General features: G+C 65.8%; 17 protein-coding genes. 3 read left to right on the top strand and 14 right to left on the bottom strand.

From position 1 onward, the window contains the following. Positions 1-16: 16 nt before the first annotated feature. From WHH00_RS18690 to WHH00_RS18625, 14 genes are all read right to left on the bottom strand, one after another. Positions 17-709: a response regulator transcription factor gene (locus WHH00_RS18690; RefSeq protein WP_231454181.1), complete on the bottom strand. Its 693-nt coding sequence runs from the start codon at positions 707-709 to the stop codon at positions 17-19. Next, entirely contained in the window at positions 706-2,058 is a 1,353-nt protein-coding gene (locus WHH00_RS18685) for a sensor histidine kinase (RefSeq protein ID WP_406635140.1), read from the bottom strand. Before WHH00_RS18685 ends, WHH00_RS18690 begins: the two co-directional genes overlap by 4 nt. A 26-nt stretch (positions 2,059-2,084) precedes the next feature. Then, positions 2,085-2,930: an ABC transporter permease gene (locus tag WHH00_RS18680; protein ID WP_406635138.1), complete on the bottom strand. Its 846-nt coding sequence runs from the start codon at positions 2,928-2,930 to the stop codon at positions 2,085-2,087. Continuing rightward, positions 2,927-3,874, bottom strand: a complete 948-nt coding sequence (locus tag WHH00_RS18675) for an ABC transporter ATP-binding protein (protein ID WP_406635136.1) — start codon at positions 3,872-3,874, stop codon at positions 2,927-2,929. The genes WHH00_RS18680 and WHH00_RS18675 overlap by 4 nt, the downstream gene beginning before the upstream one ends. 118 nt (positions 3,875-3,992) lie before the next feature. Further along, entirely contained in the window at positions 3,993-5,522 is a 1,530-nt protein-coding gene (locus WHH00_RS18670; protein ID WP_406635134.1) for a bifunctional phosphatase PAP2/diacylglycerol kinase family protein, read from the bottom strand. Positions 5,523-5,585: 63 nt separating this feature from the next. Beyond that, positions 5,586-6,779 carry an MFS transporter gene (locus WHH00_RS18665; protein ID WP_406635132.1) on the bottom strand — a complete coding sequence of 398 codons (1,194 nt, stop codon included), beginning with the start codon at positions 6,777-6,779 and terminating at the stop codon, positions 5,586-5,588. Next, positions 6,776-7,549, bottom strand: coding sequence for a DeoR/GlpR family DNA-binding transcription regulator (locus WHH00_RS18660; protein WP_406635130.1), 774 nt, complete (start codon positions 7,547-7,549; stop codon positions 6,776-6,778). The genes WHH00_RS18665 and WHH00_RS18660 overlap by 4 nt, the downstream gene beginning before the upstream one ends. Before the next feature lie 162 nt (positions 7,550-7,711). Next, on the bottom strand, positions 7,712-9,394 hold the full coding sequence (locus tag WHH00_RS18655; RefSeq protein WP_406635128.1) for an ABC-F family ATP-binding cassette domain-containing protein: 1,683 nt from the start codon (positions 9,392-9,394) through the stop codon (positions 7,712-7,714). A gap of 90 nt (positions 9,395-9,484) precedes the next feature. Beyond that, the gene (locus WHH00_RS18650; protein ID WP_406635126.1) at positions 9,485-11,473 is read right to left on the bottom strand and encodes a penicillin-binding transpeptidase domain-containing protein; all 1,989 of its coding nucleotides are present in this window, start codon (positions 11,471-11,473) and stop codon (positions 9,485-9,487) included. 69 nt (positions 11,474-11,542) lie between these two features. After that, positions 11,543-12,991 (bottom strand): phytoene desaturase family protein, encoded by a 1,449-nt coding sequence (locus WHH00_RS18645; RefSeq protein ID WP_406635124.1) that lies wholly within the window; start codon positions 12,989-12,991, stop codon positions 11,543-11,545. Then, entirely contained in the window at positions 12,984-14,450 is a 1,467-nt protein-coding gene (locus tag WHH00_RS18640; RefSeq protein ID WP_406635122.1) for a glycosyltransferase family 87 protein, read from the bottom strand. The genes WHH00_RS18645 and WHH00_RS18640 overlap by 8 nt, the downstream gene beginning before the upstream one ends. 125 nt (positions 14,451-14,575) lie before the next feature. After that, positions 14,576-14,713: a hypothetical protein gene (locus WHH00_RS18635; protein ID WP_406635120.1), complete on the bottom strand. Its 138-nt coding sequence runs from the start codon at positions 14,711-14,713 to the stop codon at positions 14,576-14,578. A 582-nt stretch (positions 14,714-15,295) separates the two neighbouring features. Further along, entirely contained in the window at positions 15,296-15,880 is a 585-nt protein-coding gene (locus tag WHH00_RS18630; protein WP_231454169.1) for a histidine phosphatase family protein, read from the bottom strand. Further along, entirely contained in the window at positions 15,877-17,400 is a 1,524-nt protein-coding gene (locus WHH00_RS18625) for a CCA tRNA nucleotidyltransferase (RefSeq protein ID WP_231454168.1), read from the bottom strand. Before WHH00_RS18625 ends, WHH00_RS18630 begins: the two co-directional genes overlap by 4 nt. A 207-nt stretch (positions 17,401-17,607) precedes the next feature. Between WHH00_RS18625 and WHH00_RS18620 the strand changes: the two genes are divergently transcribed. The 3 genes from WHH00_RS18620 to WHH00_RS18610 all read left to right on the top strand — a co-directional run bounded on the left by WHH00_RS18620 (position 17,608) and on the right by WHH00_RS18610 (position 22,069). After that, positions 17,608-18,108, top strand: coding sequence for an NUDIX hydrolase (locus WHH00_RS18620; protein ID WP_104186702.1), 501 nt, complete (start codon positions 17,608-17,610; stop codon positions 18,106-18,108). A 71-nt stretch (positions 18,109-18,179) separates the two neighbouring features. Beyond that, a complete protein-coding gene (murJ, locus tag WHH00_RS18615) occupies positions 18,180-20,348 on the top strand; it encodes a murein biosynthesis integral membrane protein MurJ (protein ID WP_406635118.1) in 2,169 nt (722 codons plus the stop codon). A 164-nt stretch (positions 20,349-20,512) separates the two neighbouring features. Continuing rightward, entirely contained in the window at positions 20,513-22,069 is a 1,557-nt protein-coding gene (locus WHH00_RS18610; RefSeq protein ID WP_406635116.1) for an ABC transporter substrate-binding protein, read from the top strand. The last annotated feature ends 188 nt before the right edge of the window (positions 22,070-22,257 follow it).

The following is a 22,257-nucleotide window of genomic DNA, read 5'->3' as shown; positions in this document are numbered from 1 at the left end:
CGTTGGGCCGCGCGCCTCAGTAGTCCGGGTTGCTCGGCACCACCAGGCCGGTTTCATACGCGTAGACCACGGCCTGGACCCGGTCCCGGAGGTGGAGCTTGGTGAGGATGCGGCGCACGTGGGTCTTCACGGTCGCTTCCGAGAGGTAGTACCGGTGGGCGATTTCGGCATTGGACAGCCCTTCGGCCATCGCCTCCAGCATCTCCGTTTCCCGCGGGGTCAGGTCAGCCAGCAGTGGATCCGGCGCGGGGGCGGCCGGGGCCGGCCGGGCGGCACCCCGGACATACGTTTCCAGCAGGCGCTGGGTAACGCGCGGCGCCACCACGGCGTCCCCGCTGGCCACCACGCGGACGGCGCTGATCAATTCCGACGGCGCCACGTCCTTAAGGAGGAAGGCCGAGGCCCCTGCCTGGAGGCCGGCAAAGGCATACTCGTCCACGTCGAAGGTGGTCAGGATGATGATGCGGGCACAGGAACCAGCGGCGGTGATGGCCCGGGTGGCCTCAATGCCGTCCAGCACGGGCATGCGGACGTCCATCAGCACCACGTCCGGGTTGAGCTCCCGGACCTGGCGCACGGCGTCGGCCCCGTCCGAGGCTTCGCCAACAATCCTCAGGTCCTCTTCGCCCTCCAGGATCAGGCGGAATCCCATCCGCAGCAGCGGCTGGTCATCGGCCAGCAGGACGTTGATGGGTGCGTTGCCGGTCATGGGTTGCCTTGCAGTTCGTAGGGGCGGATTGATCCGGCGGACTCCTCGCCGGGCCAGGACAGTACAGCGTGCACGCGCCAGCCCCGGCCGCTGGGCCCGGCTTCCACCGATCCGGAGTAGATCCTGGAGCGCTCGGCCATCCCCGCGAGCCCCTGGCCGGACCCATGGGAACCGCCAGCGCCGGGCGGGGAAGCAGCCCCCTCCGTGGCGGGATGTCCGGCCACCCCGGCACCGTCGTCGACCACGTCGATGGTGACGGTGGAGCCGGAGCGGACAACGGTGACGTCCACCCGGGTGAGGGCGCGGCCGTAGCGGAGCACGTTGGTGAGCGATTCCTGCACGATCCGGTACACCGTGAGCTGGAACGCCGCATCATCGGGCAAGGCCGGCCCGGTGTGGGAGTAGTGCAGCGGCAGGCCCGCTGTGCGGAAGCCTTCCAGCAGGCTGGCCAGGCTGTCCCCCGCCGTAAGGGGCAGCCTGGGGGCGGCTGTTCCGGTGTCATCGCGGAGCACGCCGAGGACCCGGCGCATGTCAGCGAGGGCGGTCCGTCCCGTCCTGGACAATTCGCCGAGTACCTCGCCGGCGCGCTCCGGGCTTTTCCGGACCACGACGGCGGCACCGTCGGACAGGCTGATCATGACCGTCAGCGAGTGGGCCACGACGTCGTGCATTTCGCGCGCGATCCGGTTCCGCTCGTTGACGGAGGCGAGACTTGCGGCTCGGGCGGCCCAGGCGGCGACTTCCTGCTCATGCTCACGGCGTTGACGGACGCCGATTCCGATGCCCGTGGCCACGATGTTGGACAGGGCTATCGTGGCGCCGGTGGCGATGCTGGTCAGGAGGTGGAAGTCGCCCGGGTTGACTCCGGGATCGTGGACGAAGGAGTTTTCCATGGGTCCCACGGCCGCCAGGAGGTAGAGCAACGCCAGCGGAGCGGTGGCGGCGGCCATGGTGATGAGGGCGAAGCGGCGGGTGTGCGCCACGGCCACGGCGTACAGCGAGAACCACAGTCCCGCGGACACGTTGGAGCCCCAGGGGTGCAGCAGGGTGACTGCCACTTCCACCACCGCGACGAAGGCCACCAGTCCTACGGGATAGAACCGGCGCAGGAACAGGGATCCGGCCACCAGGATTAACAGACCGGCTGCGAGCCAGTTGCCCGAGGAGGCGGCATCCACCGCGGTGGGTGCCACGAGCAGGCTGTAGCTGGCAGCCACAACCGAATCCATGACCAGCGGGCGCCTGTGGAGGTACCGGCGGAGCCGCCCTTTGCGCCTCGCCGTGAGCTCGGCAAAGGACGCGTCGGCCTGCCAGGCCGGCGCGTCCTTTGTAAATGCCGTTTGGTTCATATTTTGGGGTTGCCTGTTTCGTGGTGCTAGACGTCGCGCTTCTTCAACACGGTCATGGCTGCCGCCACCGGAACAACCACCCAGGCGCCCAGCCATGTCCAGGCCTGCCAGACCTCCAGGGCATCCTCGGCGGGGGCAGCTGTCACGATCCGCTCGAATAGGCTGTCCGGCAGGTACTTCCGTGCTTCCTCGAAGAACTCCCCGGGGATGAGCTGGAAGGCAATGGGGACCACGAAGAACAGCCCCACCAGGGACATGATTCCCCCTGCTGAGTTGCGCAGGAGTGTTCCCAGGGACATGCCGATTGCCGCCACTGCTGCCACATACACGCCGCTGACCAGCAGGAGGCGCCGGGAGTGTTCGGAGCCGAGGTCGATGTCAAAGCCGTAGTTGTCCAGGATGGGGGTTGCCGCCAGGTAGGCGAGGAGGGATGACACCACGGTCACCACGAACGCGCACGCCGTCACCACCAGCAGCTTCGCAACGAAAGCCGGCGTACGTTTGGGAACCGCCGAGAAAGTGGACCGTGCCATGCCGGTGGTGAATTCCGAGCTCATGAGCAGAACCGCCAGCGATCCGATGATGAGCTGGGCGAAGGCGATGCCGGACGTGGGGATTCCCGCTGTAAGGTCGGCGCCCTGGGCAGCGAAGGCTGCGGCTGCCTGGGGGTCGTTCCGGGATGCCTCGGAAAACTGTCCGATGCCCCAGGCGTTCAGGGCGGCAAAGCCCACCATCACCAGCACGGTGGATCCCACCAGGATCACGGTGGAGAGCAGGGTCCGGAATTTGATGAACTCCGAGTTGAGGACGCGCAGGAAACTGGGCCCGGGCGTGCCCTGCTGCCGGCGGGATTGAAGTGCTGCTGTGCTCATTGCTGTCCTCCGGTCTGGGTGGGCGCCGCAGCTCCCGTGGTGATGAGGGAGTGGTACTCCACCTCGTCCTTGGTCAGTTCCATGTACGCCTCTTCGAGGCTTGCCTGGAGTGGGGTGAGCTCGTAGACCATGATCCGGTTGTCCAGCGCCGTCCGGGCAATGTCCCTGGCGGGCAGGCCGGCAACCTCAAGGAGTTCGTGGTCCTGGACTTCTATGGAGACGCCGTCCGCCGCCAGAAGGCGCATGAGCTGCTCCGGCTGGTCCGTCCGGACACGGGCACGGGACTGGCCCTTGCCGGTGATGATTTCACCAATGGGGGCATCGGCAATGATCCTGCCCCGGCCAATGACAATCAGGTGGTCTGCGGTCATGGCCATCTCGCTCATCAGGTGGCTGGACAGGAACACTGTCCGCCCTTCCGAGGCCAGGTACTTCACCAGGTTCCGCACCCAGACCACGCCCTCCGGGTCCAGGCCGTTGACCGGTTCGTCGAGGATGATGGTCTGCGGGTCGCCCAGCAGTGCGGCAGCAATGCCCAGCCGCTGTCCCATGCCAAGGGAGAACCCCTTCACCTTCTTCTTCGCCACGTCCCCCAGGCCGGTCATCTCGATGACCTCCTGGACCCGTTTCCTTGGAATACTGTGGGTCGCGGCCATGGCCAGGAGATGGTTGTACGCGGTGCGGCCGGTGTGGACAGCCTTGGCGTCGAGGAGGGAGCCCACCTCGCGCAGGGGTGCGGCATGCTGTGCGAACGGCACCCCGTTCACGGTGACCGAGCCCGATGTGGGCCGGTCGAGTCCCATGATCATCCTCATGGTGGTGGATTTTCCTGCGCCGTTGGGTCCCAGGAAACCGGTGACGCGGCCTGCCTGGACGGTGAAACTGACCCCGTCCACGGCGGTTTTATCGCCGTAGACCTTGGTCAGCCCTGTTGCCTCAATCATGGAATGTTCCTTCGAACGAAAGCTGTGGACTGCAGGATGCTTGCAGAAGACTGGTACGCACCACGCTACCCACGGCCGGGACGGATTGCGCCGGTCTCAGGGATGATTCAGGGACAGCTCAGGGTAGTCCCCTTGGATGATCGGGCGGTGACTGGGGCTGCGGAGAGTAGTAGGACAGGGCGCGGCGGCGCACTGAGTACTCGACGCTGCGGACGCCGGCCAGTGCCTCACCGTCCACTGCCAAAGCCATGGGCGACCCGCCGGCATCAATCCGCACCCGTGTTGCCTCTGAGAGGTGGGTGATGCGTGAGGTGGCTACCGTACCCGTCAGGACGGACCAAAGAAGCCGCATCCGGGCGAAGGACTCGTCGGCAGTGATCATGCGGACGTCGAGCACGCCGTCGTCCATGACGGGCCGGAACAAGGGCGCGTGGTCACGCGGGTAGAACCGGCCCCTTCCGACGTATGCGATCCACACTTTGTGCCGCCTGCCGTCGACAGTGAGGGTGAGCGGGGTTCCGGCCGCGAAAGTGCGGAGCATCGCCACTACACCGGCCAGGGGTTTTCCCAGCGCAGGCTGCAGTTGTTCCCTCCGGCGCACGAAATTCGGGTACAGGCCAACGCTGGAGGTGTTCAGCATGGTCAACTGTGCCCTTTCCGGGCTGCCGGCCAGTCCGCGCTCCACCGTGACAATCCCAAGGTCCGCCAGCGCCGCCTCTCCGCTGGAAGCCGCGGCCACAGCCTCCTTGAGGCTCCCGGTGCCGGCGTCCCGGGCAAAGTGGTTCAGGGTACCGCCCGGGAGTACCAGCAGGGGAAGGGAATGCTCGACGGCGGCGGCTGCCGCAGCGCCGACGGTCCCGTCGCCGCCCCATACCCCGAGCGCACGGGTGCCGGGATGTTCCGCTGTCAGCCGGATTTCCTGCAGCAGGTCCTGGTCCGGATGGACGGAATTAATATGAGCCTTTGGGAATACTTCCTGCAGCGCCGCGGCCGTTTCCTCCGTGAATGATCCGCCGAGGGTGTTGACCACGATGCTCAGTCCCGTGCCGCCGGGGAGTTCCGGCGCCGGCGTCCTGGTGCGGGACACTTGGGGAAAAGGGGGGCGTACCGGCCACCACTTCCGCGTCAGGAGGGCAGCGCCGGCGCCCAAGGCGGAGCCGAACAACACATCGGAAGGCCAGTGCGCTCCGGTGTGGACACGTGAGTAGGCTACCCCCGCCGCCACGGGTGCCAACGCGGCCCCAATCCCGGGCTGGACGAGTCCTGTTCCCACCGCGAAGGCGACGGCAGACGCGGAGTGGCCGGAGGGCATGGAGGAACTCGTCGGCTGGGGGTGGACAAACCGGAAGACCGGAAGATGTTCCGGCAGCGGCCGCGTCCGGGGGAGCAGGGTCTTGAAGACAACGTTCGTGACGGCCGACGCCACTGCCTGGGCTATGAGGCCGTGCAGCGCCGCACGGCGGGGCCGTCCCGGAAAGGCAGCCATTGCTGCAGCCGCGGCGATCCAGAGTTTGCCGTGGTTGGCGGAGGCGGAGAGTCGGCGGAAGAAAGCATCATGGTTCCCTCCCGGGAGATCCGAGACATGCCGCACCAGGTATCTGTCCACGCGGCTGATCCATCGATGGCCCCGGCGCCATTTGCTCTGCATTCCATCACCCTACCGCGCACGGAAAGCCTAACTTCCGGTCGTGCAGAACAGACGTACGCGCCGCTACCCGGCTTTGAGGGGTTTTGCCACTCCCGCCAGCAGCAGTGCCAGGAGGATCGGCGCGAGGATGGCCAGGAGCGCCAGGTGGATCCCGGTGAGGTCACCCAGGTATCCCAGGAGCGGAGGCCCGGCGAGGAAAGATATATAACCCAGCGTGGATACGACCGAGACCCTTGCCGCGGCATGCTTGGGATCGTCCGCGGCCGCGGACATACCCATGGGGAAGGCCAGCGCTGCGCCAACCCCCCATAAGGCAGCCCCCACGGCGGCAAGCCACACGTTTCCGGCCAGGACGAAGAGGCAGAGCCCGGCCGCTGCGGCAGCCATGCTCGCCCGAAGGACGGCAACGCGGCCATACTTGTCGATGACGCGGCCGCCAAGGAAACGCATTGCGGTCATGGCAAGGACAAAGAGCGCGAACATCAGGGCGCCGGTGGATTCGGAGGTGCCCAGGCCGTCTACGGATGCTTTGGCGATCCAGTCATTGCCTGCACCCTCCGTCAGTGTGGCCCCCAGGACCACAATGCCTATGAGCAGGGTGCGGCTGTCGCGCCACGCTGACGGGCCTTTGGCTGCCTTTGGTTCTCCATCAGGTGTGGCGGTGGAGACGTGCGGGAGGAAGTAGCGCGGGGCGGTCAGCATCACCAGCACCACCACGCCGGCGATGACCAGCAGGTGCAGGGGAAGGCCGACGCCCAGGTTCGAGAGTCCGGCACCGACCAGCGCGCCGACGAAGGCACCGCCGCTGAAAGCTGCGTGGAACTGGGGCATGATGGTGCGCCGCAGCTTATGCTCCACGTCGGCGCCTTCGATGTTTTGGGCCACGTCCCAGAGGCCAATGGCTATCCCGAAGAAGAACAGGGAAACAGCAGTCCCCGGAATGGAAGCAACAGAGAGCGACGCCGCGATTCCCACCCCCGCAAGGGCCGCCAGGCTGCCACCGAAGCGTGCAGTGTTTGCGGTCCCGATCCTGCCCACCACCAGGCCAGCGGCAGGGAGCGCGAGAAGCGAACCCACGGCGGTGCACAGCAGCAGCGTGCCCATCTGGCCGGAGGTAATCTCCAGCGTCTCGGTGACGGCAGGAATCCTCGCCGCCCAGCTGGCAAAGACCAGGCCGTTAATGCCAAAAACCACAAAGGTGGCTGCGGCGGCAGCGTTCAGTCCAGCGTGCTGCTCTGTTCCGGTGTTGATGCTCATACAGTCACTACTTCCAGGGAGTTTTTGTCGAGTTGCGCGCGGTCTTGGGCGCTGAAAGTCTTATCGGTCACCAGGACGTCCACCCGTTCCAGCCCGGCAACCAGGGCCCGGGCCTGTGCGTCCCATTTGGAGGCGGAGGCTGCCACCACTACCCGGCCGGCGGATTCCAGGCCGGCACGTTTAACTGCCGCGTCATCGATATCGTGGGCCAGGAGGCCGGCGTTGAGGTCCACGGAGCAGGGTGTGACAACGGCGGTATCGAAGCGCAGGGACCGGATGTTGGATTCAGCGAGCGGGCCGCGGAAGCTCAGCTCGCCGGGGACAAGGCTGCCGCCTGGCAGTAGCAGGGCAGGACGGGTGCCAGCGGTGGGTTCTTCTCCCGCAAGGACGTTCAGCGACCTAAGGGACATCGGCATGACGGTCAGGTCCCTGCCGCGCAAAGCGCGCGCCACCTCCGTAGCTGTGCTGCCGCTGTCCAGCCAGACGTGTTCACGGTCGCCCAATAGTCCTGCCACCGCAGCCGCGATGCGGTGTTTGACGTCCTGGTCCTCCAGTTCGCGCTGGCCGTAGCCCGGATTTTCGCCGCGGCCGATCAGGCTTCGCGCCCCGCCGTGGACACGGCGGAGGACGCCGTTTGCTGCCAGGACCTCGAGGTCCCGCCGGATGGTCGCGCCCGAGGCGTCGCAGGCCACCGTCAACTCCTCCACGGTCACCTCATGGCGCTTACGGAGCAGCTCGGCAATAGCGCGGTGCCGCTCGTCAGTCTTCATGATCAAATGATAGCAACTCCTGATCATTTGATCATGACGCTCTCTCACTTAATGCGGGAAATACTGCAACGCTCTATCACTCGATGCGCCTTAAACGCGATCGCTCTCTCACTGCTGAGAGAGCGATGGCCGAAAAGCCGCATCAAGTGAGAGGGCGTCGGGTCAGCGGACGCGCTCCACGCGCTTTTCATCCCACACCGGTTCGGCGGATTCGTACACCTTGCCGTCGGATCCGAACACCAGGAAGCGGTCGAAGGTGCGCGCGAACCAGCGGTCGTGGGTCACTGCGAGGACGGTGCCTTCGAAATGGTCAATGGCCTTCTCAAGTGCCTCGGCCGAGTGAAGGTCCAGGTTGTCGGTGGGCTCGTCAAGGAGCAGCAAAGTGGCACCACTCAGCTGCAGCAGCAGGATCTGGAACCGTGCCTGCTGCCCGCCGGAGAGGGACTCGTACTTCTGCTCCGACTGCCCCGCCAGTCCATAACCGTCCAGAGCCCCGGCCGCCGCTTCGCGTCCGAGTCCCGAACGGTGCTCATCACCACGGTGCAGGATTTCCAGCAGCGTCTTGCCCAGGAGGTCGGGCCGGACGTGGGTCTGGGCAAAGAAGCCGGGACGGATCCTGGCGCCAAGTTTCACCGTGCCCTGGTGCGGCACTTCGGCAATTTCGACGTCGGAAACGGGCAGGTGCTCCCGCTCAGGATCGGTTCCTCCCGTTGCCAGCAGCCGGAGAAAGTGCGACTTGCCCGAGCCGTTGGAGCCCAGCACGCCGACGCGGTCACCGAACCATACTTCGGTGGAGAAGGGCTTCATGAGCCCGGTCAGTTCCAGCTTCTCCGCCACGATGGCACGCTTGGCGGTCCGCCCGCCCTTGAGGCGCATCTGCACATTCTGCTCGATGGGGAGGGCCTCTGGGGGCCCAATTTCCAGGAACTTTGCCAGGCGCGTCTGAGCGGCGTGGTACCGGTTGGCCATGTCCGAGCGGAACGCAGCCTTGTTTTTGTACATGTTGACGAGTTCCTTGAGCTTGACGTGCTCCTCGTCCCACCGCTTCCGCAGTTCCTCGAAACGGGCGTTCCGGTCTGCCCGCGCCTCCACATAGGAGCCAAACCCGCCGCCGTGGATCCAGGCGCCGGCACCGTTGATGCCCGGTTCCAGCGTGACAATGCGCCCCGCGGCGTTGTTCAGCAGCTCACGGTCGTGGCTGATGAAGAAGACTGTTTTCCTGGATTCGTTCAGCTTCTCCTCAAGCCACCGCTTGCCCGGAACGTCGAGGTAGTTGTCCGGTTCGTCCAGCAACAGAAGGTCGTCCGGCCCGGCAAAAAGCGCTTCCAGAACCAGCCGCTTCTGCTCGCCTCCGGAAAGGCTCGACGCCGGGCGGTGCTGCGCGCGGTCAAAGGGAAGTCCCAGCGCGGCCATGCACACTTCGTCCCAGACGGTTTCGACGTCGTAGCCCCCTGCGTCTCCCCAGTCCACGATGGCCTGGGCGTACCGCATCTGGCTGGGCTCGTCGTCGTGCTCCACCATGGCCAGCTCGGCGTCGTCCACCTCACGCGCCGCTGCCGCCAGCGCAGGCGGGGCAGCGGACACCAGCAGGTCGCGGACCGTGGAGCCGTCCCGGACCTGGCCCACGAACTGGCGCATGATGCCCATGTTCCCGGACCGCCCGATCACGCCTTCATCCGGCACCAGGTCACCGGCGATGATGCGGAAAAGGGTGGTCTTCCCGGTGCCGTTGGGGCCGATCAGGGCGGTCTTGGTGCCGTCCGGGACCTTGAAGGTCACCCCGTTGAGCAGCTGGGTGCCGTCGGAGAGGAAGTAATCTATGCCGGAAACGTCAATATGGGCCACGTATTCCATCTTCCCACGGCGACGGCGGCGGGATTTTGTCCGGATACGCAGGTCTGACCGGGCCTGGAAGCGGGCATATCCGGACAAAAACTACCCGGCCGCGGTGAGGAACTCCTTCAGCAGCGGCCCGGACGTCGTTGCTCCCAGTCCGCCGTCCTCCACGAAGACGGCGACTGCCAGGTCGCCGTGGACAGCCACGATCCAGGCATGCGTCTTCGGCGGGTTCTCTTTGCCGTATTCAGCGGTACCGGTCTTTGCCCCCACGGGCGCGCCGGGAACGCTCGCCAGGAATCCTGCGTGCCCGGAGGTGACCACGGCGCGCATCATGTCACCCAGGGCAGTGGCCTCGGCAGCGGTAATCGGCTCGCCCGAGGCCGTCGACGGCGGCTCCGCCGTAGCGGACGCGGAAGGCTGGGCTGCCGGTGCCGTGGACCCGCTCGTCGTGCCGGCCGCGGCAGCGCCGCCGTCGGGATTCAGGACCAGCTGTGGTGACACCGGCGCGCCCTTGGCCACGGAACCGGCCATCATGGCCGCCGCCAGGGGAGAAAGCAGCACCTTGCCCTGCCCGATCATGGAGGCGGCATGCTCCGTCCCGGCCGCCTCGCCGGGGACCGATCCGAGGAACGCGTCGGCGCCCAGCGAAGGTGCTTCGACAGCGATGCCCATGGCCAGGGCGGCGGCCTCGAGCTGTCCCTGTGACACGGTGTCCCGGGCGGCAATGAACGCCGTGTTGCAGGAATGTGCGAAGGCGTCCCGGAGGCTGACGGAGCCCAGTGAGCCCTCGGGATAACCGTCGGCGTTCTTGAAGGTGCGGCCGTCCACTGTGAGGGTCGGCGTGCACTCAACCTTGGAATCGGGAGTCAACCCGTTGCGGAACATGGCCAGGGAATCCACCATTTTGAAGATCGATCCCGGGGCGTACTGGCCCAGCATGGCCGTGTTGTAGCCGTTGCTGCCGGGACCCGATGCCACGGCCAGGACGGCACCGCTGGAAGGGCGCAGCGCCACGATTGCGGATGCCGGTCCCACGTCCTCCAAGGTGGTCTCCGCCAGTGCCTGCAGCTTCGGGTCGATGGTTGTCTTCAGCGGCGTACCGGGCTCCGGCGCCACTTCAAAGAGCACACGCCGGGGGTCCGTTGCTGCGGACTGGATCTGTTCGCGGGTCAGGTCGGCGCGCTGGGCACGGATTACGACGGCGTCCGTCCCCCTGAGCTGTTCGTCATACTGCTGCTGCAGCCCGCCGATGCCGGTGACATCACCCGCCGTTAGGGCACCGTCCGAGGCTTCGATCTGTTCAGCAGTGGCCTCTCCCACGGTGCCGAGCACGGCGCGGGCGAAGGTCCGGCTGGGTGCCAGCGGAACAGAGGCAGGTATGGCACGGGCACCGGGGATGGCTGCGATCTGCTCGTTGGTGATGGTCCGGCCTTCTTCCCGCAGGGTAATGGCGGAAACAAAGGCTTCCGCGCCGGAGGCCTTCACCTGCTCGACGTAGCCGGCCGGGTCAACCCCCACGAGGGAAGCAAGCCTGGTGGCGGAGTCGGCGGGATCGGCAGCGCCCAGCTGCGGTTTGTCTATGCCGACGTTCACCACCGGACGGTAGGTGACCAGGGGGACGTCCCCGGCCCCAAGGATGTCCGCACGCGGCGGGGACTGGGACCCCTTGGCCAGGATCTCGCTGTCCGCGAGGCCGGGTGCCAGGGTCGCCGGGTTCCAGACCGTAAGCCATTTGTCGCCGGACTTCTTGAAGTTGGCCGGGACGGTGTATTTCCACTCCGCTTCACCGAATTTCCAGGTGTAGTTCAAGGGAGCCGAGGCGTTGTCCCCGTCCAGGGTGACGGCGCCTGCTTCAACTTCGGGCTTCTGTGGGTCCAATGCTTTGAAGACGCCACGCAGTTGATCGTTGGCGGCAGCGGCGTCTTTGCCGTCGAAGGCCACCCCCGCTACATCGAGTCCCGAAACCGCTGTGGCAAATTGCTGTGCTGCGGCTTCTGCGCCGCTCCTGCCGTCGTCGCAGGCCACCAGCGAGGTTCCCAGGATGAGCGCAGCTACGGCAACAGAAAGTTTTGTTGATTTCCCCATCCGGCCATTATCACCCCGCGCAGCAAGTGGAATTGGCCACTGGGAGGGCTTGGAAGTGTTGCGTTTTGGCTACGGCGCGCCCAGGCCCAACGCCGGAACGGGCAGCTGGAATATGTCCTTCAGCGCATGGGTTGCCGCGTGCAGCCCGGGCATGCCCGTGACCCCGGGACCGGGCGGCGTGGAGGAGGAACAAAGGTAGACGCCGCGCATGGGGGTGCGCCAAGGGTGCCGGGACACCACTGGCCGCTGGACCAGGCCGCGGAGGTCCATGGTGCCCGCGCTGAAGTCCCCGCCGATGTAGTTCCGGTTGTACTCTGCCAGCTGGGCCGCGGTCACCACGTTGGTGTCCACCACGAGGTCCCTGAAACCGGGGGCGAACCGCTCCAGCTGGGCGGTGATGGCTTCCGCCATGTCCCTGGTTGAACCGGCCGGCACGTGGCAGTAGGTCCACAGGGTGTGGCGCCCGGCGGGAGCACGCTGCGGGTCGAAACGGGAAGGCTGGGCCACCAGTACGTAAGGGCGTTCGGGGTGCCGGCCGGCGCTGACCTCGTTTTCCGCGTGCGCGAGTTCCGCCCTGGTCCCGCCAACATGGACTGTTCCGGCGTCAGCCAGTTCCGCAGCCTCCCACGGCACGGGGCCGGAGAGGATGAAGTCCACCTTGCAGGAGCCGTTCCCGTAGCGGAAGGCCTCCAGGGCTCTGCGGTAGCGCCCGGGAAGGGAGTCGCCGGCCATGTCCACAAGTCCGCGCGGCGCAACATCGAGGAGGGTGGCACGGGCGGGCGGAAGGTCGGCCAACCGGTTTATGGGGGTGTTGGTATGGAGGATGCCGCCATGAGCCTCTATGTCCGTTGCCAGGGCGGCGGCGATGGCAGCAGAACCACCCAGGGGAATGGGCCACCCTTCCGCGTGTCCCAGCGCTCCGAGCATCAGCCCTGCTCCGGAGGCAGCCAGGGACGGAAGGTGGGACACGGCGTGAGCCGCAACACCGCTGAGGAGCGCAGGAGCCGCTTCCTCCCGGAACCGGGCATTCCAGAGTCCCGAACCCTGCTCCAGGGTCCGCAGGCCGAAGATGCCCGCGGCCACAGGGTTGCGGGGAAGGCGGAAGAGCTGGTTTTGCGTGAAGTCCATGACGTCGTCGATATTCCGCACGATGGGGCCCATCAGCCGCCGGTAGGCAGCGCCGTCCCGACCGAGTCCAGCCGCTGTCCGGTCAAGCGAGCGGTAGGCGAGGGCGGACCGACCGCCGTCCAGGGGCGATCCAAAGGAGAGCTCGGGAGTAACAAGGTCCATTCGCCGGGAAAGCTCGAAGGCCCGGAAGAAGGGCGAGGCCAGGGCCATTGGATGAACCGCGGAGCAGACATCGTTGAAGTGGCCTGGCTGCATCAGTTCCGCAGTGCGGGTTCCGCCGCCCACCACAGGTGCGGCCTCGAAGACCTCCACGGCAAGCCCTGCCCTTGCCATCACTGCCGCGGCGGCCAGCCCGTTGGGTCCGGCGCCCACCACCGTTACGTCAGTCATCGGATGCTGCCTTCTGCGGGAGCGTGGAACGCGTCCGGCGGCGCAGGTTAAGCCGGAACCGGTCCGGCGCGCCGGTGAACGGGCCGCCATGCGGATCGTCCAGATGGTGCCGGCGGATGGGATCGTAGGTGGGGTCGTAGATGTCCCAGGCAACCCGGGCCATCAGGTAGGCGACGGCCATCATGTGCGCTGCCACGGCAAGTACGTAGTAGGGCATATCCAGGTTGTGCTGCGAGGAGCCGGCGCTGGTCACCTGTCCAAGGTACATCCACACCGCGGCCCAATGCAGGCTTTCGATGCCCTGCCAGACCAGGAAGTCGCGCCACCGCGGCCTGGCCAGCGCCAGGAGCGGAATCAGCCACACGACAAACTGCGGGGAGTAGACCTTGTTCGTCAGGATGAAGGCCGCCACAACCAGGAAGGCAAGCTGGGCCAGGCGCGGGCGGCGCGGGGCGGTCAGGGCAATGAGGGTGATGAGGGCGCACCCCACCACAAACAGGCCGAGGGACAGCAGGTCCACGGCTGCATCGCTGAGCTCCTGCCCCCTGAGTCTGCCCAGCACCAGGTTGTAGGCGAACCAGGGTGAGCTGTATCCGGCGCCGCGGTCCGCCGAGAATTGGAAGAAGTAGGCCCAGCCGGGAAAATTTGCGACGGCGAACGGGAGGTTGACAACGGCCCATGAGACAGCGGCCGCTCCAGCGGTCTTAAGGAACGGCTGGAAGCGCCCGGTCCGGATGGCGAGCAGGAGGATGGCGCCCAGAATAAGCAGTGGATACAGCTTTGCTGCCGTGGCAAGGCCGATAAAGACGCCCGCCAGCACCAGTCGCTTCCGGGAAAAGAAGTACATGCCCACGGCAAGAAGGGCTACCGCCCAGAGGTCCCAATTGATTGTGCCGGCCAGGATGATGCCCGGCGCCAAAGCCACCATAGCCGCGTCCCAGGGCCGGCGGGCACTCATCCGGGCGGTGGCCAGGACCGTGACCGCCGCGGCGGCCGCCAGAAGACCGGCATTGATATCGAAGTAGGCCAGGATCCGGGCATCCGGGGTTCCGGTGCCGGGGACCAGCCACGCCGTTACCCCGGCGATGAGGGCCGTCAGGACAGGGTATTCAAACTGGCTCCCTGTTCCCAGGATGGGGAAGTTCCCGTCCGCCAGTCCGCGGTTGCGGAACAGTTCAGGGAAGTCGGAGTAGCAGGTGGCGTAAAACTGGGTGGGGGATTCCCACCCGTTGGCGCGGCAGTATCCCTTCAGCAGGATGCCTGCCAGTGCCGCCAGGACGGTCAGCAGGACAAGCACCCGTTCCACGGTGAAGATGCCGGGGGAAACTATCCCTGGAGCGGTCCGGGATCCGAGGGGGCCGCCCACCACTTCGGTGAAGTTCCGCAGCAGGACATCGCTGCGGCTTGGAACAACAAGGCGCAGCCTTCCTCGATGCTCGGGCGGCTGGGTGTCCTCCATGGCATCGAGCTTACCGTCGCGCCCCGAACCCGTTTGGATGCCCGGGCGGGGAGCCCACGCGCCGCCGCGTGGGCTCCGGCCACAGGCTCGCTGATGTCCACGGCAGCTCCTGTCTGAGGTAGTTCCTAGCGGGTTCCGCCGATCTGCTGGTGCATCAGGACGAACACGTCCTCGCGCTGCTTTTCCAGCAGCGTCTCGTTGAACTTCCGCCGGGTGCTGCGCCGCCCTCGGGCGGGAAGCAGGAGTTTTCGGAACTTTTTCATGGCAATCACCTCCTATCTGTTGAGGGCTAGTGCCTACAGTTGGGCACGGCAATTAGGCCCCTTTATGCCGGATAAAACACGGCAGGCGGCAGGGGAATATGGACAGCGCGAATATAGGCGAAAAGAATTTGACGCCAATTACCCGAAAAACAGCACTAAAGCCACGTTTGAACGGGGAAGTAGGCGAAAGAACAGGCAGGAAGATTCCGCGTTCCGGGGAAAGCGGTCACAGCGGTTGCACCGCACTACGCAGGTTGGTGCACACCCGGTCCAAGACCCGGGGAAGGACGCTGCCCGGAGCTCCAGGCGGGAGTAGCGGGCTAGGAGCCGGCGTAAACCCAGAGGGGGCGCGCAAAAGCATCAGAGGCCGGGGCAGCGGTGATGGTCATCTTCCGTCCGCTAGTCAAAGTAATCATTTTCCCAACCTCCTTTTCTGCTCTGTCGCCGCAGGGGCCAAGGCCCGGACAGCGTGCGCCGTGATCCCGGCAGGACGCCCTGGGATCAGAAATAAAATTACACTACTGCTTGGATGATCCGCTACTAAACAGCTGAAATTTATCCAATTAATTTTGGTTATCGCTGCTAAAGGCCCCACCGGACGATTGCGGGCGTCTTTTTATCCCACCCGAGTGTGCAGACCTTTGCGGTACCCAGAATGAAATGGCGGCCCTCGGCGGGCGGCAGTTCCAGCCAGCGCGCGGTAAGGATCCTTGAAAAGTGGCCGTGCGCCACAATCAGCACATTGTCCATGCCGGACTCGAGCACGCGGCCGATAATTTTGTCCGCCCTGGCCGCAACCTCGTCCAGCGTTTCGCCGTTGGGAACGCCGTGGGTCCAGATGAGGTAATCGGGATTGTCCTTGCGGATCAGGTCCGAGCTGATCCCTTCGTAATCACCGTAGTTCCACTCCACTGCCAAGGGTTCGTGCTGGGCGTCGGGGAAGCCGGCAAGCTCGGCCGTCCGCCGTGCGCGCCTCAACGGTGAGGTGAGCACGAGGTCGAAGTCCACGGGGTCCAGCACCTTCCGGGCCTCCACGGCCTGCTGTTCACCCTCGACGGTCAGTGGAAGATCCGTAAGCCCGGTGTACTGGCCGCTCTTGGACCATTCGGTCTCGCCGTGGCGGAGGATCCAAAGCTGGGGCCGGGGGGCAAGGGCAGGAATGGTCACTTGGACTCCTCAGAAGGGGACGGCTCGACGACGGCGGGGGACGTTCCAGCGCCAGGCGCCGAGGGTGTGGGTTCGGCAGGCGCTGATTCCGGCTGCCCTGCCCACCAGCGGAGCAGCCGTGCTTCCGCTTCCTCCGCGGGCAGGGGACCGTTCTCCATCCGCTCATTCAGCAGGAACTTGTAGGCGCGGCCCACTACCGGACCGGGTTTGATGCCCAGCAGCGCCATGATCCGGGCCCCGTCAAGATCCGGGCGTACGGCATCGAGCGATTCCTGCTCCCGGAGGGCGGCGATGCGGGCTTCGAGGTCGTCATAGGCGAAGGCGAGGCGTTCGGCTTTCCGCTGGTTGCGGGTAGTGACGTCCGATCGAGTGAGGCGGTGCAGCCGTTCCAGCAGGGGCCCGGCGTCGGTCACGTAGCGGCGGACTGCAGAGTCGCTCCAGCCTGCGTCCCCGTAGCCGTAGAAGCGCATGTGGAGTTCCACGAGGCGGGCCACGGCTTTGGTGGTGTCGTTATCGAAACGCAGTGCCTTCATGCGTTTGGAGGTGAGCTTTGCTCCCACCATGTCGTGGTGCCGGAAGCTCACCGCTCCGCCCGGTTCGAAGCGGCGCGTTGCCGGCTTCCCGACGTCGTGCATTAATGCTGCGAAGCGCAGCACAAAGTCCGGCCCCGGCACCGGGCCCTCACTGTCCGTTTCCAGCTCCGCTGCCTGTTCCAGGACCTGGAGGGAATGCTGGTAGACGTCCTTGTGCCGGTGGTGCTCGTCCGATTCCAGCCGCAGGGCGGAAACCTCCGGCAGAACGAACTCGGCGAGGCCAGTGTCCACGAGCAGATCCACGCCGACCCGCGGACGGGCGCCGCAGATGAGCTTGACCAGTTCGTCCCGTACCCGTTCGGCGGAAATGATGGTGATCCGTTCCGCCATCTGGGTCATGGCCTGCCGGACGTCGTCGTGCACGGAGACACCCAGCTGGGCAGCGAAGCGGGCCGCGCGCATCATCCGCAGCGGATCATCAGAGAAGGACGCTTCCGGTGCCCCGGGGGTAGCCAGCACGGAAGCGTGCAGGTCGCGTACGCCGCCGAAGGGATCCACCAGTTCCAGGGAGGGCAGTTTCAGGGCCATGGCGTTGATGGTGAAGTCCCGCCGGAGCAGGTCGTCAGTCAAGGAGGAACCGAAGGCCACCACTGGCTTGCGGGAATCGGGATCGTACGCCTCTGCCCGGTAGGTGGTGATCTCGATCTGGAAACCTGCCTTTCGCATGCCGATGGTGCCGAAGGCTCGGCCGATCTCCCAGTAGTTGTCCGCCCACTTCTTGATGAGGGCCACCGTCTGGTCCGGGGTGGCGTCGGTGGTGAAGTCCAGGTCGGGGGAGGTCCGGCCCAGGAAAAGGTCGCGCACCGGCCCGCCCACCAGCGACAGCTCGTGGCCGGCGTCCACGAAGCGCCGGCCGAGCTCCAGGACCACCGGGTCCACCTGGAAATCGACGGTCTGGGAATCAGTCTTGTGATGTGCGTGAGCCATAGTTACTTAAGCTTGTCAGAAACCAGCGCATCGGCAGGCCAAAATACGTTCAAGATCGTGCGGAATCACTCCACCGCCGGCAAAGTGCGTCATATGCAGTCCATGTTGGTGTCATGTTCCGGTCATCACCAGCGGGCAACAGTCGTTAGAGTGGACTCCATGGCCCAACCAGTACCGAGCGCTCCAGGCAGGAGGACGAACGCACCATTGCCCTCGGCAATCGGTGCGCACGTTGCGCCCGCCCAGCATGCGGCACCGGCATCGCTGCCCACGGTTGAGGAAGTCTCGGCCGGCGGCGTTGTAGTGGACACGTCCGACGCCGAGTTGAGGGTTGCGATTATTGCCCGCCTTAACCGCGGCGGACGTTTGGAATGGTGCCTGCCCAAGGGCCATCCGGAGGGCAAGGAAAACAACGAGCAGGCTGCCGTAAGGGAAATCGCCGAGGAGACCGGCATCGAGGGGGACATCCTCGCTCCGCTCGGAAGCATTGACTACTGGTTTACGGTCAGCGGCCACCGGGTCCACAAAACGGTCCACCATTACCTCCTGCGCGCCACGGGCGGGGAACTGACCATCGAGAACGATCCGGACCAGGAAGCCGTGGACGTGGCGTGGGTTCCCATCCAGGAGCTGGCCCGGAAGCTGTCCTTCCCCAATGAGCGCCGGATCGCAGACCTCGCCCGCGAGGTCCTTCCAGAGCACCTCTAGGACTGCTGGTACCCAGGCTTAGGGTGCCGGCGTTGCGGCTTTAACCGCCTTCGGGTGAGACGATGAAGTCGATGTCAGCTACCAACTTTCCTTCCGATAAAGCCGGCCGGCCCGGCGATGCCGGCCCGGACGGCGTTCCCCCCGAACCGGCCGGCGCGGACGGCACCCCTGGCGCTGTGGCTGCCAGTGAAACCCGGTCCAGTGCCATCATGGCCGCCGGGACGCTCGTGTCCCGGTTCCTGGGCTTTGGCAAGACCTGGATGCTGGGCACCGCCCTCGGCCTGGGCTCCACCGTCAATGACACGTTCATCAACGCCAACAACCTGCCCAACCTGATCTTCCTGCTCGTGGCCGGCGGGGTGTTCAATGCCGTCCTGGTGCCACAGATCATCAAGGCAAGCAAGGCTCCGGACAGGGGGGCGGACTACATCAGTCGGCTGCTGACGCTGGCTGTGCTGCTCCTGCTGGGCCTGACGGCGCTGGTGACGCTGGCGGCCCCCTGGGTCATTGAACTGACCACCCAGGGCTACACGCCGCAGCAAAAAGCGCTGGCCGTGGCCTTCGCCTTCTGGTGCCTCCCGCAGATCTTCTTCTACGGCCTCTACGCCCTCCTGACCCAGGTCTTGAACGCTAACGGAGCCTTTGGGCCCGCCATGTGGGCACCCATCCTTAACAACCTGGTGGCCATCGCCGGCCTGGGGATGTTCATCTGGATTTTCGGCGCCAACGAAATAAATCCGCACACCCTGGACAACTGGGGCGACACCCAGACCCTTTTCGTGGCCGGCTTCTCCACCATCGGCGTCATCTCCCAGACGGCCATCCTGATGATCCCCGTGATGCGGCTCAAGCTGGGCATCCGGCCGCGCTTCGGCTGGCGCGGGGTGGGACTGGGCCAGGCAGCCAGGCTGAGCGTCTGGACCCTGCTGACCGCCGCGGTCGGCCAGCTCGCCTTCCTGTACGTCATGCGCATCGCCACCATTCCCGGCGCGGAACGCATCAGGCTGCAGCAGGCAGGGGACCCGGCGGCCTACATGCTGCCCGGCAACGCCGTGCTGGAGGTGGCCAGCCAGCTCTACCTGTTGCCGCACTCCATCATTGCCCTGTCCCTGGCCACGGTGCTGTTCAACCGAATGACCCGGGCCTCCCAGGACGGCAACCGCGACGAGCTGCGCGATGCCCTCTCGCACGGTTTGCGGACCATGGCGGTGGCAACCGTGTTTGGTGCGCTGGCGCTCTTTGCCCTGGCGGGTCCGTTGGGAATGTTCTTCTCGGGCGGACTCCGGCAGGACGGCGTGATGCTGGCGCAGACGCTCACCATCCTGGCGCTGAGCACGCCGTTCATGAGTGCCAACTTCATGATGTCCCGGGTGTTCTACGCGAACGAGGACGCCCGCACGCCCTTCTACGTCCAGCTGCTCCTGGCCATTGTCTATGTGGCCGGCGCCTTTGCTATCCAGTTCCTGCCCGTCACGCAGATCATCTACGCCATCGCTGTCCTCTACATGGTGGGCAACATCCTTTCGGTGGTCATCAGCGCCTGGTTCCTGCGGCGCCTCCTGGGGCATTTGGACGGGCCGCGGATCGCCAACTCCTATATCCGCATGGGGTATGCAGCGCTGGGTTCAGCCATCGCCGGAGCGGGTGCCCTGTGGCTGCTGGGGAGCTACAGTCCGGACGGGTTTGCCTGGCGGGACAGGCTCACAGCCCTTATCACCGTCGTTGTGGTGGGCCCGGTGATGCTGGTGGTCTACTTCTTCCTGCTCAAGCTGTTCCGGGTCTCCGAGCTGCGCGACCTGCTCCGGCCCCTCCTGGGCCGGCTGGGGCGCGGTGGACCGGCCGAGCCTCCCGCTGGAGGCGGGACCCCGCCGTCGGACTCCCCATCCGGTCCGCCGTCAGATGCGCCGTCCGGCTCGCGGGGGCGCCCGGACCCGGAGCGCGCCACTACCTCCGTGGACACAGGCCTCATTCCCAGGATTTCCGGTGAGTTCGATGCCGTCTCCTTCAGGGCCGGACCGGCTCCGGAGCACGGGGCACCGGAGCATGGGGTGCGGAATGAGCCGCTCGACGGCGATGGCCCGGCAACGCTCGACGGCGGCTACCTTCCCGGGGAGGACCAGCCCAGCACCGCGCGCGGAGGATTGCTGCGGGAGCAGATCCCCCTGCCAGGGCGCCGCACCTTCCAGGGGAAGCCCGGCGAGAACCCCCATTTCAAGTCAAGGCACCCCCGGAAAAAGTGATGTTCCAGCGGTTTCCGGCCGTCTTTGTCCAAGGTGCAAGGGACGCAATCGGCTAGGATCGAAAAGGTACAGGGTAGTTGCATCCAGGGGTCAGGCGCGCGCCTGCTCCTGGACGATGGTTGCATCATTCAAGCCGGCAATCCCGGACAGTCTAGGAGGAACACGTGTCCAACCCGATCGATGTCGGATCAGTACTGGGCGGCCGCTACAAGGTCACTGCCACGGTACTGGCCTCGCATGACCACGATCTGGTGCTGGACGGTGTGGATCAGGTCCTGAACCGTCCCGTCAGCATACTGGTGGCCGGCCCAGGCAACACCGAACAGGTTGCCCAGAGTGCCCGTGAAGTAGCCACCGGCGAACGCCCCGGCACCGTCCAGGTCCTGGACCTCGGCATGAGCGAGGCAGCCACTTACCTCATCACCAACCACACCTCGGCAGCGGATTTGCTGGATCTGGTGGTGGCCTCCAACCCTCCCTACGTGGAGCCGTTCTTCACGGATACCCTGGGAAGCGAAATCTTTGGGCAGCCTCGCTCGAACGAGCCGGAACCCTACGACGATGAAGACCATGTAGAAGCCGGCTACATCAGCTACTCGGACAACCACCCCAGCCAGGTGGATCCCTACCGGGCAGCACCGGCTGTTCCGCCTAAACCGCCAGTCCGTCCTGCTGGCGCGCCGTCCTCCGGCCGCACGTCCAACGGGTCCTCCCCGGTTGGCGGCGCAGCTGCAGCGGGCGGAGCACTGGCGGCCGGTGCCGCCGCTGGCTCCGGTTCGGATCGTTCCGCACGCCCGGAGGATCACCAGACTGCGCCCGGCCCGGCTGTAGGACCTTCGCAAGGATCTCCCGGTTCACCTGGCGGGAAGCCGAAAGTGTCCCTGTGGTCCGATGACGATTATGCGAACGCTGAAGAGCATTCCCCGGCGGACCCGTCCATCGACGACAATTCGAGGCCGGCAAAGAAAAAGTCTTCCGTTTTTGCACGTTCCGCCGCGCCGGCCGCTGCCGCTGGTGCGTCCTTCCCCGATCAGGGCCGTTATGACGACGACGACCGCGACGAGCCTGCGCGCGAGCCGCGGTCCATGCGCTGGCTGGTGGGGGGACTGCTGGCCGTGGTGCTCATTGCCGGGCTCGTGTTTGCCGTGACAAACCTGGGCAGCCTGTTTTCCACCCAGCCGCAGGCAGGACCTGCGGCACCCGGCACTAACAGCAGCGCCCCCGAAGACACGGCAGCTGCGACGCAGGCGCCCACAACTGCCCCTCCTGCCGTGCCGCCCGCCATCGAGAGCATCACCAGGCAGGGCAACTTCGACTTTGCTGCCACCTTTGATGGCGACCTCGTCAGGTCATACGACGGGAACGCCGCGAGCTTCTGGTCCGACATGGAGTTTGCCACCGAGAACTGGGGCGGATTGGCACCCCAGGGCGTCCCCCTGGTGGTGAAGCTCGAGGAGCCCGCGCAGGTATCCTCCATTACGCTTTCGCAGCTGGGTGGCTCCGGCGGCAACATCACCGTGTACACCAATGACCGTCCTTCACTTGACGGCGCCAAAGCAGTAGGAACCAACAGCTTCACCTCGACAGACCTCACCATGCCTTTGGCGGAGCCGGTACAAGCCGAGTACGTCATCGTCTCGATCAACTCCCTGCCCCGGCTGGCTGCTCCGAAGACACGCTATGGATTCGGCATCAGGCTGGCGGAGATCAAGGTCCAGTAGCCAGTTTCCTCCGGTCCAGGGTTTGGCCTTCATGCTCGCCGGTACTACCCGCGGGACTAAGGCCCGGACCGGAGGAACACAGGGCGTGCTGCCGTGGGGGCGGTAACCTTGGAAGAGCGCCTACGGTGACGGCGTCCCGCTGTCTGCCGGTATGCCACCGTGTCCGGGCGCCGGAATAATCAGCAACA

The organism is Pseudarthrobacter quantipunctorum (genome assembly GCF_045291495.1).
Taxonomy (GTDB): domain Bacteria; phylum Actinomycetota; class Actinomycetes; order Actinomycetales; family Micrococcaceae; genus Arthrobacter; species Arthrobacter quantipunctorum.
This window is presented reverse-complemented; position numbering and strand designations above follow the sequence as displayed.